Below are 13,882 nucleotides of genomic sequence, written 5' to 3' on the forward strand. Positions count from 1 at the left end.
CTGCTTCGCAGCCGAACGCAGGCTTCGCCAGCTGCTACAAAGTGTGTCGCGGCTTAACGCTTGTTGAGCCCCCGCGCCAATCGATCCCCGCCCAACTGAATCACCGCCACCAACACCACCAGCAACACAATCACCGTCAGCATGATCTGGCTGTCGAATCGCTGATAGCCATACCGATACGCGATGTCGCCCAATCCGCCGGCACCAATCGCCCCGGCCATGGCCGACGAGTTGATCATCGTCACCAGCGTAATCGTGAAACCGCCGACAATCCCCGGCAGCGCCTCGGGCAGCAGCACATGCCAGACAATGTGCCAACGCCGGCACCCCATCGCCTGCGCCGCTTCGATCAAGCCGAAATCGACCTCACGCAAACTGACTTCGGCGATGCGCGCAAAGAATGGCGTCGCGGCAATGGTCAGTGGAACCACCGCCGCCCAGACGCCATACGTCGTGCCGACAATGAGCCGGGTAAACGGAATCAGCGCTACCATCAAAATCAAAAACGGAATCGAGCGGAACAGGTTCACGAATGCGCCCAACGCGCGGTTCAGCGTCGGCGCTTCGTAGATGCCACCCTTGGAACTGGTGACCAGAAACACCGCCAGCGGAATGCCCACCAGCAGCGCGATCAATGACGATACGCCGACCATCAGGAAGGTGTCGATGAAGCCTTGCAGCAAGCGATCAAACCACATAACCCAGCACCTCCACCTGTTGCGCCCATTGGCTGGCGCGCTGGCGCAGGTCTTCGGCATCGAACGGTGAGCCGCTCACCGCCAACAACAACTGCCCCAGCGCATGGCCCTGAATCCGTTCCACGCCACCCTGCAACAACTTCACCCGGCCGCCGAGGGCGGCGAATAATGCCGCCAGATCCGGCTCATCGCTGGCGCTGCCGGTGAACTGCAAACGCAGCACCACAGCGGCATCCGGGCTCTGCGATTGCGCTCGCAAGCGATTGTGCAATTCCTCCGGCAAGGCGTGTTGCAGCGGCGCCAGCAGCGTTTTGCTGACCTCGTGCTGCGGATCGCCGAACACTTCCCACACAGGCCCCTGCTCGACGATCTTCCCGTGCTCGAGCACCACGACGCGGTCGCAAATATCGCGGATCACCGCCATTTCGTGAGTGATCAAAACGATGGTCAAACCCAGGCGCTGATTGATCTCGCGCAACAGGCCGAGGATCGATTGGGTGGTCTCCGGGTCCAGCGCCGAAGTGGCTTCGTCGCACAGCAAAATCGCCGGGTCATGCACCAGCGCACGGGCGATGCCGACGCGCTGTTTCTGCCCGCCGGACAGCTGCGCCGGGTAGGCCTGGTGCTTGCCTTGCAGGCCCACCAGTTCCAGCAGTTCACGAACCTTCTGCTCGCGTTTGTCCTTGGGCACACCGGCGACTTTCAGCGGCAACTCGACGTTCTGCCACACCGTTTTGGCTGACATCAGGTTGAAGTGCTGGAAGATCATGCCAATGCGCCGACGCAGCGCCACCAGACGGTCTTCATCGAACTCGCCGATGTCCACCTGATCGATCAATACGCGACCGCTGCTCGGTTGTTCCAGACGGTTGATGGTGCGGATCAACGACGATTTGCCGGCGCCGCTGCGGCCGATGATGCCAAACACTTCGCCGCGCTGTATCGCCAGGTCGACGCCGTGCAGTGCCGCCACCGGGCCTTGTTGGCCGTCGTAGGTTTTGCCCAGGCCAATGAAACGCACGTGGGCGCGGTTCAGGTCCGGGTGCAGTTCGGTTTGTATAGCGTTATGGGGCTCTGGAATCTCCAGTCGCCGTTGGGTGGCTGCCGTCATCCTCAGCTTTCCCAGCCAGCTTGGTAGAGCTTGCCGTGAGCCTTGTCCAGTGCGGCACGAACGGCCGGTGAATGCTGATAAATGTCGACGAATTTGATCAGGCGCGGGTCGGTTTTACTCTTGGGCTGGATCACGAACTGGATCACGTATTCCTTGTGGTCGAGGCCGTCGAACAGCAGCGCAGAGCCGGCATCGAACGTCTTCGCCAGACGGATGTAGGCCGGGTAGCCCTGGACCAGATCCGCATCGTCGTAGGCGCGCACCAGTTGCACGGCTTCGACTTGCAGGATTTTGATGTTCTTCGGATTGGCGATGATGTCGTCTTCGGTGGCCTTGTAGCCCACGCCCGGTTTGAGCGTGATCAGCCCTGCCTTGGCCAGCAGTTGCAGACCGCGACCGCTGTTGATCGGGTCGTTGGCGATGGCGACGCTGGCGCCTTGCGGGAGCTCCTCGAAACTTTTGTATTTCTTCGAGTAGAGGCCGACGTTGTTGATGATCCCCGGTGCGAACGGCACCAGGTCAAAACCCGAGGCGGCCTTGGCGTTTTCCAGGAACGGGACGTGCTGGAAATAGTTCACGTCGATGTCGCCAGCCGCCAAGCTGACGTTGGGGGCGATCCAGTCGCTGAACTCCACCAAATCGACTTGCAGGCCTTGTTTTTTGGCTTCTTCGACGGCGGCCTCCAAGGGGATGGCGAAGGCGGCGGTGGTGCCGATTTTCAATGGCGCGTCGGCGGCGAAGGTAATGGAGCTGAAGAGGCCGAGGGCCAGAGCCAGTGCTTTGACTGGGTGGGAGAGGTCGTACTTTTTCATGATGAGTTATCCAGTCAGTGCATTAAGTTTGTGGTGCTTGGTAGGGCCTCATCGCGAGCAAGCTTTGCTCCTACAGGTATGGGTGTGGCCCATAAAAAAGGCCCCCCTGAATCTGTAGGAGCAAGGCTTGCCCGCGATGCTTTTAGCGGCGAAACGCCGAGCCAGTGTGTTGCTCAGGCAAAAGCGCCTCTGCGTGAAACAGTTTTTCGCGCAAGCTGCCCGCGTCATAAGCGGTCTTGTACGACCCGCGGCGTTGCAGCTCCGGGATCACCCACTCAATGAAATCCACATAGCTTTCCGGCGTGACAATCCGTGTCAGGTTGAAGCCGTCCAGACCGGTTTCGGCGATCCACGATTCCAGTTCATCCGCCACTTGTTCAGGCGAACCCACCAGCGTGATGTAGCGGCCACCGAGCGCGTGTTGCTCCAGCAATTTGCGCCGGGTCCAATCGTTGTTTTGCAGGTTTTTGGTCGCCGACTGAATCGCGTTGCTCTTCACGTACTGGATCGGTTCGTCGATGGCGTACTCGGAAAAATCGATGCCGGTAGACGCCGAGAAATGCGCCACGCCAGCCTCGGCACTGGCGTAGCTCAGGTACTCGGCGTGCTTGGCCCAGGCGAGTTCCTCGGTGGCGCCGACAATCACGTTCAGCCCCATGAACACCTTGATGTCCTCGGGTTTGCGCCCGGCCTCGACGGCGCTGGCACGCACCTTGTCCACCTGGATTTTGGTCGACGGTTTGTTCTGGCCACTGATGAACACGCACTCGGCATGCCGACCGGCGAACAGCAAACCGCGATCCGAACTGCCGGCCTGAAACAGCACCGGTGTACGTTGTGGCGACGGCTCGCACAGGTGATAACCCTCGACCTGATAGAACTCGCCCTTGTGCTCGACCTTGTGCACTTTGTCCGGTTGGGCATAGATCCGCTGCTCGCGGTCGTTGAGCACCGCGCCGTTTTCCCAACTGCCTTCCCAGAGTTTGTAGAGCACCTCCAGGTATTCATCGGCCTGGTCATAACGACGGTCGTGTTCCACCTGCTCGCTCAGGCCCATGGCCTTGGCGGCGCTGTCGAGGTAGCCGGTGACGATGTTCCAGCCGACCCGGCCGCGGCTCAGGTGATCGAGCGTCGACATGCGCCGGGCGAACAGGTACGGCGGTTCGTAAGTGAGGTTGGCGGTCAGGCCGAAGCCGAGGTTTCTGGTTACCGCCGCCATGGCCGACACCAGCAGCAGCGGGTCGTTGACCGGCAGTTGGATCGACTCCTTGAGCGGCACCTCCACCGAGTTCTGGTAGACGTCGTACACGCCGACGATGTCGGCGATGAACAATCCGTCGAACAGCCCGCGCTCCAGCAATTGCGCCAGCTCCGTCCAGTATTCGATCGTCATGTACTGCGTGGAATTGTCCCGTGGATGGGTCCACAGGCCGTGGTTGATGTGCCCGACGCAGTTCATGTTGAACGCGTTGAGCAAGATCTTCTTTTTGGCGTCGGCCATCAGATGGTCCCTCGTAGCGGAGGGTTTTCATCGTTGAGGTAGTAGTTGCCCACTGCGTGATATTTCCAGCGCACCGGGTCGTGCAGGGTGTGCACGCGGGCGTTGCGCCAGTGTCGATCCAGCCCATGTTCGATCAAGGTGGCTTGGCTGCCGGCCAGTTCAAACAGCGTGCTGCCGGCGGCGAGGGAAATCTCGGTACTGATGGCCCGGGCTTCGGCGACGGCAATCGAGGCGGCGGCGACGGTTTCGGCGTTAGTTGCGGTTTGAGCGATGTCGAGGAATTCACCGGCGCGTTCCAGCAGGGCTTCAGCCGCATGCAAGCGAATGCTCAAGTGGCCGAAGCTTTTGAGGGTCAGCGGGTCGTCAGTGGCTTTTTCGTGGGTGGCGTCGATCCACGGGCGGGTTTTGGTCCGGACAAAATGCAGCGCGTCTTCATACGCCGCGCGGGCGATACCGGTGTCGATGGCCGCGTGAAGAATCTGCGCCAACGGCCCGACGGTGGTCGGGCGTTCGAACGCGCTTTGAAAGGGGATCACGTCCTCGGCCGCCACATACACGTCTTCGAACACCACCGAACCGCTGCCGGTGGTGCGTTGGCCAAAGCCGCTCCAGTCGTCGATGACCGTCAGGCCTTGGCTATCGCGCGGGACGAACGCCAGTTGCTGCACGCCGTTTTCATCCACCACCGAAGTGGGAATGCGTTGCGCGTAAATGGCGCCGGTCGCGTAGAACTTGCGACCGCTGATGCGATAACCGTCGCCGTCACGCTTGAGGCTGGTGATGCGCTCGTGCGCGGTTTTTGTGCCGAGCTCGGCGAGCGCATTGCCGAAGCGCTGGCCGGCCAATACCTCGGCGTACAAGCGTTTTTTCTGCGCATGGCTGCCGTTCACGCGCAGCACTTCGAGGGCATAAAAATGATTCTGCGGGATTTGCCCGAGCGAGCCGTCAGCCTGGGCAATCAAGGCGATCACCTTGGCCAGCGTCACGTTGGAAACCCCGGCGCCGCCGTACTCCTTTGGCACGCTGATGCCCCACAGGCCCGAGCGGGAAAACACTTCCAGTTCCGGGTGCGGCAGTCGGCGTTCGCGGTCGCGCAGGGCACTGTCGCGTTTGAAGTCTTCGGCCAGATCGCTGGCGACGACCAGGGCTTGCTCGTCGCTGGTGATGACCGCGACGTGGTGAGAATAAGTCATGTGTTTCTCCAGAGATCTGGTCAAAAAAGGGTGCTGGTCGTCAGATCCAGGAATGCCGCGCCGGCAAGGTGCCGTTGAGGTGATAGGTGCCGACGGCGTGATATTTCCAGCGCACGGGGTCGTGCAGCGTGTGCACGCGGGCGTTGCGCCAGTGGCGGTCGAGGTTGAATTCGGCGAGGGTGGCGCGGCTGCCGGCCAGTTCGAAAAGCTTTTCGCTGGCCAGCAGCGAGATCTCGGTGGTCAGCACTTTGGCTTCGGCCACGGCAATCGAAGCGCGGGCGGCAGACTCGGGGGTGAGGGGGGCGGCGTTGACCTGGTCAAGCACTTGCCCGGCCTTGCGCAGCAACGCTTCGGCGGCGTGCAGCTCGATTTTCAACTTGCCGATGTCTGCGATCACATACAGGTCATCGCTGGCCCGTTCGACCTTGGCGTCGATCCACGGACGGGCGCGGGTTTTCACGAAGTCGATGGCATCATCGATGGCGCCCCGGGCAATCCCGGCGTCGATGGCGGCTTGAATCAGTTGCGACACGGCGCCCTGAATATTCGGCTTATCGTTGATCTTCCAGTTATCCACCACCAGCTCGGCATCGACCCGCACGTTGTTGAGCAAAATAGTGCCGCTGGCAGTGGTGCGCTGACCGAAGCCCGACCAGTCATCAACGATGCGCAGCCCCGGGGTGCCACGACGGACAAAGGCCAGCACTTGCTTGCCGTCATCGTTCAGCGCCTTGACTGCGACCCAGTGGGCGAACAGCGCGCCCGTGGAGTAAAACTTCTGGCCATTGAGGACAAAGCCGTCGCCGTCGGCGGTAATGCGCGCCTTGAGCTCCAGGGTGTTTTTAGTGCCGCGTTCAGGCCCTGCATTGCCGATGCGCCAGCCGTCGAGCACGCTTTTGAACAGCTGCTTTTTCTGCGCTTCAGTGGCGCTGCCAAGCACCAGGTTGAGAATGCCGAACTGGTTTTGCGGGATCTGTCCCAGTGCCGGGTCTGCTGCGGAAATGATCGCGAAGACTTCGGCCAGGGTGACGAACGAAACCTGTGGGCCACCGTATTCACGCGGGATGGCAATGCTGCCCAATCCGCTGCGGGTGAACTGTTCGATTTCCGACCAGGGCAACTTGCGCTGCCGGTCACGTTTGGCCGCGTGCAGACGGGCGACTTGCGCCAGCTCATGGGCGGCTTCGATGGCTTGAGCATCGTTGCGCAGGACCTGTGCGGGCAACAACAACGGGGCGATGTCCAGATCACTCTGAACGTGGGCTTCTGCCAGACTGGACATCAGTGCCGCTCCTTGGCTGCACGCAATGCCCTGGCGATCTGCACTGGGGTGATTGTGTTCCGGACCATACCTACCTCACATCTCATGGGATCGCCGCGTGGTGGCGACGAATAAAAACAAGAATGTCCGGTGGTCCGGTGCATATACCCTAAGCGTGTATAAAAAATTAATAAACTAACTTTTAGGAATATACATAGAAGGGGTGGCATACACCCATTTGATGAGTGTGCGCATACCCCTGTAGCAGCAGGCTTCGCCAGCTGCTACAGGATCGAGATCGCCCAGTGCCACAGAGAGATCAGCGTTTTCGGGGTTCAGCGGCCATCAACATGTCCTTGGGCGGCACCTTCAGATACGGATTCGCGCAGCCGATCTTCAGCCAGCGCGGTGGCGCCCAGCGTGAGTTATTGCCCACGTGGTCGAGGATGCAATACGTCACTTCCAGCCGCAGGTCTTCACCCGCTTCGAGAATGATCGCCGGCGGCACCCACACCTGAATCGGCTGGCCTACTTCGTCCGCCTTGAGCCGGGGCAGGTCCATGCGCACATCGCCCCAACGCAGGGTGATTTCGTCGTCGATGGCCATGTTCAGGTAAGGCTCGATGGTCAACGGGACGCCGCGTTTGATCTGATTCGGATTGACTCCTTGGCGGCGGATAGTCTCGGGGATGCCGACGGGTGCAAGGTTTTGGTTTTCGTCGCCGCCCTGGGCGGAGTGCGGGCCGCCAGGGCCATCCAGTTTGATCTGGACGCGGGTGGCCGGTGACAACGCCGGGTCTTGCCCGACCTGCATGACCTTGTAGTGGATGCGTGCGCAGCCGTTAGCGATGAAACTTTGCGGCACTCGCAGGCTGATCACGTTGCCGCTGTCGTCGGCAGTCAGCACCCTGGAGGCGACGTAGCAGTTGTTCCAGAACAGTTCGATAAGGTCGCCTGCGTCCATGCGGGAGTAGGGTGCGATGTCGATCATGAGGTGAGCCGCCGAGATCATGTTGACGCCGGCCTTGTGCGATTGCGCCAGGGTCGGGGCCGCAAGTTCGGGTGTGTTCGAAGTGCTTGTCATGGGGTTTCTCCTTGAAGCCTTGCAGCGAAGTTCCGTTTCTGAAAGATCAAAAGGCGTGCATTACCCAGCAACATAACGGCTCATTATTGGGCCGTTAAATAATGATTGAGTGCGAAAGTTGGCGCCTGTTGGTGACTAGATAAGAGTGCGCTTGAATAGGTGTAAATAGAGCTGGCTAGTTAAGTGCTGGATAACTTGTTATTCAGAATAATCCTACGTGGTGAAGTTAATAAGCGTCAGCGCTTCGTCGAATATGACCACGGTTTGAAGGCGCGTGAGGGCGGGCAACGGTCAAAAGTCGCAGCGTCGATATAAACGAATTCCAGGCGGGAAAGATCTGTTGCAGGACATATATATGTACCGCACAAAGTGTTGGATGAATTATCTAAAGTGTGAGCTGGAAAAGTAGCTTAGAAGGGGGGTGTCGCTGGGGTAGTTGTTACTTCCGTCCATGGAAGTTAACAAGTAGTTGCGCGCGACTCAGGAGTGGGCGTTGTTCAGAAACTTGCTGAGGAACTGTTTTGTCCGTTCTTCTTTCGGGTTGGCAAACAACGCTTTTGATTCGCCTTGCTCGACGATCACGCCCTTGTCGAAAAACACCACGCGATTGGCCACGTCCCGGGCAAAGCCCATTTCGTGAGTGACGATGACCATGGTGCGCTTCTCCTCGGCCAGGCCGCGGATGGTCGCCAACACTTCACCGACCAGTTCCGGGTCGAGCGCCGAGGTCGGCTCATCGAACAGGATCACTTCCGGTTCCATCGCCAGCGCACGGGCAATCGCCACACGCTGTTGCTGACCCCCGGAAAGGCGTCGCGGGTAAGCATCTTCCTTGCCCGCCAGCCCCACCTTGGCCAAGAGCTTTTTGCCCAGGGCAATGGCTTCGGCCTGCGGGATCTTCTTGACGATGATCGGGCCTTCGATGACGTTTTCCAGCGCAGTGCGATGCGGGAACAGGTTGAAGTTCTGGAACACGAAACCCACGTGTTGACGCAAGCGTCGCACCAGGCCTTGCTGCTGGTTCAGTGGACGGCTGCCATCGATCTCGATATCACCGACCTTGATCCGGCCGCTGCTCGGCTCTTCCAGAAAATTCAGGCAACGCAGGAACGTGGTTTTACCCGAGCCACTGGGCCCGATGATCGCCACGACCTCGCCTTCCTTCACTTCCAGATCGATGCCATTGAGCACCACTTGACCCTTGAACTGCTTTGTCAGTTTTTCCACGACAATCATTGGGTCAGGACTCCTGGTCGTGCCGATTGACCCGTGCTTCCAACTGGTTTTGGAGGTGCGACAGCACCGTGGCCAGAACCCAGTAGATCAGCGCGGCGGCAAGATACATGGTGAAAATTTCAAAGGTGCGGGCGGTAATCAGCTGCGCCTGACGGAACAGTTCCGGCACCTGGATGGTAGCGGCCAGCGCCGTGTCCTTGACCAGCGAAATGAAGCTGTTGCCCAACGGCGGCAAGGCCGTGCGCATCGCCTGCGGCAGGATGGCCCGGCGCAGGGTTTGCGCACGGGTCATGCCGATACTCGCGGCGGCTTCCCATTGGCCGCGCTCGATGGAGCTGATCGCGGCACGCAGGATTTCGCAGGCATAGGCGGCCATGTTCAGCGAGAAGCCGATCAGGGCCGCTGGCAGCGGATCAAGTTCGATGCCCAATTGCGGCAAGCCGTAATAGATCACGAACAGTTGCACCAGCAACGGCGTGCCGCGAAAGAACGACACGTAGATGCGGGCAATCCAGCTCACCAGCTTGAAGCGCGACAGGCGCATCAGTGCCAGGCCGAAACCCATCAGCAGGCCGAAAAACATTCCGCCCAGGCTGAGGATCACTGTGTAGTACGCGCCCTTGAGTAGAAAGGGCACGGAATCCAGTGCGAGTTGGAAAGCTTCTTCCATTATTGAGTGACGTCAGCGTTGAAGTATTTTTCCGAGAGCTTTTTCAGGGTGCCGTCGGCGCGCAGTTTGTCGATGGCCTTGTTCACAGCGGCCAGCAACTCAGGTTCGCCTTTGCGCAGGGCGATGCCGGCTTCCTGGCGAGAGAACGCGTCGCCGGCGGCGGAGGTGTCCTTGGCTTTCTTGGCGTACTCCAGAGCGGCCAGACGGTCGATCAGAATGACGTCGATGCGCCCGACACGCAGGTCCTGGAACTTGGTTGGGTCATCTTCGTAGGTGCGGATGTCAGCCTTTGGCACATTGGTTTTCACCCACTCTTCGTAGTTGGTGCCCAGGCCAACGCCGACTTTCTTGCCAGCCAGGTCAGCGGCGGACTTGATGTTCAGATCGGCGGCCTTCTTCGTCAGCACCAGCGCCTGAATCCCGGAAACGGTGTACGGCTCGGAGAAGTCGTACTTCTTCTTGCGCTCTTCAGAGATGGTCACCTGGTTGATGACGGCGTCCAGACGCTTGGATTCCAGCGCCGCGAGGATGCCGTCCCATTTGGTGGGTTGCAGCTTGACCTTCACGCCCAGCTCTTTGGCCAGGGCTTCGGAGAATTCGACTTCGAAGCCGGACAGTTTGCCGTCGGCGTCGACGAAGCTGAACGGTGGGTAAGTGCCTTCCAGGCCGACGTTGATAACGCCAGCGTCTTTGATTTTTTGCAGTTGCTCACCGGCAACTGCTTGCCCCAGCAGACCAGCGCTCAGCGCCAGGCCCAGTGAACCTACCAGCAGGTTACGACGTAGTGCGGAAAAATTCATGACAAGCCCCTGTGTTTTCTTATGGAAGACGCATTAGGAAAGTTGGCAAATTCGGGAATTGAACGACTGCAATATCCTGCCCTAAAGCAGCATATGCGTCTTGCTACAAATTCGCCTGCGGCGTGACTATATGATGACGCCTATAGAATTGAAAATACTCAATGCTGTATTTTATATTCTTAAATTGCATATAAGATTGGATCGTTCCCACGCTCCACGTGGGAACGCCTCAAGGGACGCTCCGCGTCCAGTGACGCAGAGCGTCACGGGCTGCACTCCCACGCAGGGCGAGGGAGCGATCAGTCAGCGTCTCGGTTAGAGAAAATCCTTGTAGGCAAACAACGCCGGAGCCCCACCGGTGTGCAAAAAGATAATCGGTCCTTCATCGAATCGCTGGCGACCGATGCCGTCCAGCAACCCGGCCATGGCCTTACCGGTATACACCGGGTCGAGCAGCAAACCTTCCTGACTGGCCAGTAGCTTCACCGCTGCCAGTGTCCCGGCATTCGGCTCGCCATAGCGCGGTGCGAAATACTCGTCCCACAACTCGACCTTGAAGCTCGCCGGCAACTTCACGCCCAACAACTCGGCGGTACGCTCGGCCAGGCCCTGCACCTTCGGGCGCTGGTCTTCATCGCTACGGGAAACCGTGACACCAATCACTGGCAAATCCGGCAGTGCTTCACTCAGCGCCAACGCCAAACCGCTGTGGGTGCCGGCGCTGCCGGAGGCCAGGACCACGGCAGCAAATTGTAGCCCGGTGTCCTTGATCTGCTCGGCCAGTTCCAGGCCGGCGCGCACGTAACCCAATGCGCCCAGCGCATTCGAGCCGCCTATCGGCACCAGATAAGGATTTTTGCCGTTATTGCGCAGTCGTGTGGCCAATGCCTCCAATTGCTCATCGGCGTTGTCGAGGTTTTCGACCAACTCGACCTTGGCATCGAACAGGTCCAGCAACAGACGATTGCCGTTACCGATGTAGTTGGCGTCGTCGGTGCCCAGCGGGTTTTCCAGCAGCGCAACGCAACCCAGGCCCAGTTTGGCGGCAATGGCGGCGGTCTGGCGCACATGGTTGGATTGCAGCGCCCCCGCGGTGATGAGCGTGTCGGCGCCTTGTGCCAGGGCATCGGCGGCGAGGTATTCGAGCTTGCGCAGCTTGTTGCCGCCCATGGCCAGTGGCGTCAGGTCATCGCGTTTGACGTACACATCGCGGCCCAGCCAGGTCGACAAGCGTTCAAGTTTTTCCAGGGCAGTGGGGTGGCCGAGTAAATCGAGACGGTTAAAGCGAGCGAGCTGTTGTTTGATCATGGGTCCGTACTGGCGCAGAAAGATTGTCAGGACTATAGGCACGCCCATTTGCCTGGGCAACCGCCAATCGCTTATAGCCAAAGATTCTGAACTCTGCACAATTGGTTCTTAATTCGACCTCAAGACCTTGCCGTAAAGTAATGGCCGTTAATGCGGCCAGACTGTCCGGCCGCCTGTGAGGAGTTTTTTACCGTGAGCGAGCGTTCCAGTCATTGGCAACTGCAGACCATCGTCAGCCAACTGCGCGCGGCGCGTGATCAGTGGCGCGCACAAAATGGCCGCGCCAGCACAGAGCAGGGCGGTCGCGAATTGCCTTCGCGGGCGGCCATGGCGGACATTCTTGAGGCGCTGTGCGGGGCGTTGTTCCCGATGCGGTTGGGGCCGGTGGATTTGCGCGAAGAGAGTGAAGACTTCTACGTTGGCCACACCCTAGATGTGGCGTTGAACGCGCTGCTGGCTCAGGCTCGACTCGAATTGCGCTATGCCGCCCGCCACAGTCAGCAGGCCGACTCTGACATCGAAGCCAAGACCATTCAGATCATTCAGGACTTCGCGCTCGCCTTGCCGGGGCTGCGCAGTTTGCTGGATACCGATGTGCTGGCGGCCTATCACGGCGACCCGGCGGCGCGCAGTGTCGATGAAGTGTTGCTGTGCTATCCGGGCATTCTGGCGGTGATTCACCATCGCCTGGCCCACCATTTGTATCGCGCCGGTTTGCCGTTGCTGGCGCGGATCAGCTCGGAAATCGCCCACTCGGCCACCGGTATCGACATTCACCCTGGGGCGCAGATCGGTCGCAGCTTCTTTATCGATCACGGGACCGGCGTGGTGATCGGCGAAACCGCGATTATTGGTGAGCGCGTGCGGATTTATCAGGCGGTCACCCTGGGCGCCAAGCGCTTCCCGTCCGATGAGGACGGTCAATTGCAGAAGGGCCATCCACGGCACCCGATTGTTGAAGATGACGTGGTCATCTATGCCGGGGCGACGATTCTGGGGCGGATCACGATTGGCAAGGGCTCGACCATCGGTGGCAACGTCTGGCTGACCCGCAGCGTGCCGGCGGGCTGCAACTTGACACAGGCCAATCTTCAACACGATGACGGGACGCAGAAATAAACCTACAACGGATCATTCCCACGCTCTGCGTGGGAATGCCTCAAGGGACGCTCCGCGTTCCAGTTCATCCTCAAAAACCCTCCTCTTACCCCTCCTTGAGCTAGCGTACGAACAGTACCGCCGAGCCTTGCGATTAGTCCTTAGCAGCCTATCCATGTTTAACTTGAACGTTCATTCAAGTTAAACCGGCCGTTCGCGGCCCGCTCACAACAGGAGGCTTGCCTTTGCTGAGTCCGATTTCTACAGCCATGTTCAATCCCTTCGCGGTGCACGTTTCATGAGTGCATCGTCCCTCCCTCCCAGCGGTTTGATCCGCATGAATCCGCCGGTTTTTTACTTCTCGGCGAGCTTCATTCTGTTGTTCGGCATCGTTGTTATCGCCATGCCCGAACAGGCCGGTGCCTGGTTGCTGGCGGCGCAAAACTGGGCGGCCAACACGGTCGGCTGGTATTACATGCTCGCGATGACCCTGTATCTGGTCTTCGTGGTGGTCACCGCCTTGTCCGGCTACGGCAAGATAAAGCTCGGTGCCGACCACGACGAACCCGAATTCAGTTACCTGTCCTGGGCCGGCATGCTGTTCGCCGCAGGGATCAGCATCACGCTGTTTTTCTTTTGCGTGTCCGAACCGCTGACCCACATGCTCCAGCCGCCACAAGGCGAGGCCGGTACGGCGGACGCGGCACGTCAGGCGATGCAGATTCTGTTTCTGCACTGGGGCCTGCACGGCTGGGGCGTGTTCGCTTTTGTCGGCATGGCGCTGGCCTACTTCGCCTACCGGCACAACCTGCCGCTGGCCCTGCGTTCGGCGTTGTATCCGCTGATCGGCAAGCGCATCAACGGCCCCATCGGTTATGCGGTGGACGGGTTCGGCATCATCGCCACGGTGTTCGGTCTTGGCGCCGACATGGGCTTCGGCGTACTGCACCTCAACTCAGGGCTGGACTACCTGTTTGGCATTGCCCACACCCAGTGGATTCAGGTCGGCCTGATCACGCTGATGATGGGCGCCGCGATCATCGTTGCGGTCTCCGGCGTCGATAAAGGCGTGCGGGTGATGTCCGACATCAACATGCTGCTGGCCTGCGC

Annotated in this window: 12 protein-coding genes and 1 pseudogene; 2 read left to right on the top strand and 11 right to left on the bottom strand. The window is 59.7% G+C overall.

The annotated features are described in order from the left end of the window. Positions 1-53: 53 nt before the first annotated feature. The 11 genes from AC1D2P_RS27905 to AC1D2P_RS27955 form a co-directional block, all read right to left on the bottom strand. Positions 54-698: a methionine ABC transporter permease gene (locus AC1D2P_RS27905; RefSeq protein WP_046031334.1), complete on the bottom strand. Its 645-nt coding sequence runs from the start codon at positions 696-698 to the stop codon at positions 54-56. Then, positions 688-1,809 carry a methionine ABC transporter ATP-binding protein gene (locus AC1D2P_RS27910; RefSeq protein ID WP_109785286.1) on the bottom strand — a complete coding sequence of 374 codons (1,122 nt, stop codon included), beginning with the start codon at positions 1,807-1,809 and terminating at the stop codon, positions 688-690. Before AC1D2P_RS27910 ends, AC1D2P_RS27905 begins: the two co-directional genes overlap by 11 nt. Before the next feature lie 2 nt (positions 1,810-1,811). Then, positions 1,812-2,621, bottom strand: a complete 810-nt coding sequence (locus AC1D2P_RS27915) for a MetQ/NlpA family ABC transporter substrate-binding protein (protein ID WP_109785287.1) — start codon at positions 2,619-2,621, stop codon at positions 1,812-1,814. 142 nt (positions 2,622-2,763) lie between these two features. Continuing rightward, positions 2,764-4,122: an LLM class flavin-dependent oxidoreductase gene (locus AC1D2P_RS27920; RefSeq protein ID WP_109785288.1), complete on the bottom strand. Its 1,359-nt coding sequence runs from the start codon at positions 4,120-4,122 to the stop codon at positions 2,764-2,766. After that, the gene (locus tag AC1D2P_RS27925; RefSeq protein WP_109785289.1) at positions 4,122-5,315 is read right to left on the bottom strand and encodes an SfnB family sulfur acquisition oxidoreductase; all 1,194 of its coding nucleotides are present in this window, start codon (positions 5,313-5,315) and stop codon (positions 4,122-4,124) included. Before AC1D2P_RS27925 ends, AC1D2P_RS27920 begins: the two co-directional genes overlap by 1 nt. Before the next feature lie 40 nt (positions 5,316-5,355). After that, the gene (locus AC1D2P_RS27930) at positions 5,356-6,597 is read right to left on the bottom strand and encodes an SfnB family sulfur acquisition oxidoreductase (RefSeq protein ID WP_046031329.1); all 1,242 of its coding nucleotides are present in this window, start codon (positions 6,595-6,597) and stop codon (positions 5,356-5,358) included. A 298-nt stretch (positions 6,598-6,895) separates the two neighbouring features. After that, positions 6,896-7,660: a hypothetical protein gene (locus tag AC1D2P_RS27935; RefSeq protein ID WP_077432245.1), complete on the bottom strand. Its 765-nt coding sequence runs from the start codon at positions 7,658-7,660 to the stop codon at positions 6,896-6,898. 480 nt (positions 7,661-8,140) lie between these two features. Next, positions 8,141-8,896, bottom strand: a complete 756-nt coding sequence (gene tcyN / locus AC1D2P_RS27940) for an L-cystine ABC transporter ATP-binding protein TcyN (protein ID WP_077432246.1) — start codon at positions 8,894-8,896, stop codon at positions 8,141-8,143. 4 nt (positions 8,897-8,900) lie between these two features. Then, positions 8,901-9,566, bottom strand: a complete 666-nt coding sequence (tcyL, locus tag AC1D2P_RS27945) for a cystine ABC transporter permease (RefSeq protein ID WP_046031326.1) — start codon at positions 9,564-9,566, stop codon at positions 8,901-8,903. Further along, positions 9,566-10,366, bottom strand: coding sequence for a cystine ABC transporter substrate-binding protein (gene tcyJ / locus AC1D2P_RS27950; RefSeq protein WP_046031325.1), 801 nt, complete (start codon positions 10,364-10,366; stop codon positions 9,566-9,568). The genes tcyL and tcyJ overlap by 1 nt, the downstream gene beginning before the upstream one ends. Before the next feature lie 315 nt (positions 10,367-10,681). Then, a complete protein-coding gene (locus tag AC1D2P_RS27955; protein ID WP_046031324.1) occupies positions 10,682-11,674 on the bottom strand; it encodes a D-cysteine desulfhydrase in 993 nt (330 codons plus the stop codon). A gap of 192 nt (positions 11,675-11,866) precedes the next feature. On the opposite strand from AC1D2P_RS27955, the gene epsC reads away from it, so the two are divergent. Both epsC and betT read left to right on the top strand, forming a co-directional pair. Continuing rightward, positions 11,867-12,793: a serine O-acetyltransferase EpsC gene (gene epsC, locus AC1D2P_RS27960; RefSeq protein ID WP_046031323.1), complete on the top strand. Its 927-nt coding sequence runs from the start codon at positions 11,867-11,869 to the stop codon at positions 12,791-12,793. A 316-nt stretch (positions 12,794-13,109) separates the two neighbouring features. Next, positions 13,110-13,882, top strand: a pseudogene (gene betT / locus AC1D2P_RS27965) (choline transporter BetT); the annotation flags it as partial.

The sequence above is a fragment of the Pseudomonas sp. P1_F1_2 genome, from assembly GCF_056405815.1.

Bases quoted from the DNA above. Each gene is read 5' to 3' on its own strand.
- AC1D2P_RS27905 (WP_046031334.1), bottom strand. From the start codon at position 698: ATGTGGTTTGATCGCTTGCTGCAAGGCTTCATCGACACCTTCCTGATG.
- AC1D2P_RS27910 (WP_109785286.1), bottom strand. From the start codon at position 1,809: ATGACGGCAGCCACCCAACGGCGACTGGAGATTCCAGAGCCCCATAAC.
- AC1D2P_RS27915 (WP_109785287.1), bottom strand. From the start codon at position 2,621: ATGAAAAAGTACGACCTCTCCCACCCAGTCAAAGCACTGGCTCTGGCC.
- AC1D2P_RS27920 (WP_109785288.1), bottom strand. From the start codon at position 4,122: ATGGCCGACGCCAAAAAGAAGATCTTGCTCAACGCGTTCAACATGAAC.
- AC1D2P_RS27925 (WP_109785289.1), bottom strand. From the start codon at position 5,315: ATGACTTATTCTCACCACGTCGCGGTCATCACCAGCGACGAGCAAGCC.
- AC1D2P_RS27930 (WP_046031329.1), bottom strand. From the start codon at position 6,597: ATGTCCAGTCTGGCAGAAGCCCACGTTCAGAGTGATCTGGACATCGCC.
- AC1D2P_RS27935 (WP_077432245.1), bottom strand. From the start codon at position 7,660: ATGACAAGCACTTCGAACACACCCGAACTTGCGGCCCCGACCCTGGCG.
- tcyN (WP_077432246.1), bottom strand. From the start codon at position 8,896: ATGATTGTCGTGGAAAAACTGACAAAGCAGTTCAAGGGTCAAGTGGTG.
- tcyL (WP_046031326.1), bottom strand. From the start codon at position 9,566: ATGGAAGAAGCTTTCCAACTCGCACTGGATTCCGTGCCCTTTCTACTC.
- tcyJ (WP_046031325.1), bottom strand. From the start codon at position 10,366: ATGAATTTTTCCGCACTACGTCGTAACCTGCTGGTAGGTTCACTGGGC.
- AC1D2P_RS27955 (WP_046031324.1), bottom strand. From the start codon at position 11,674: ATGATCAAACAACAGCTCGCTCGCTTTAACCGTCTCGATTTACTCGGC.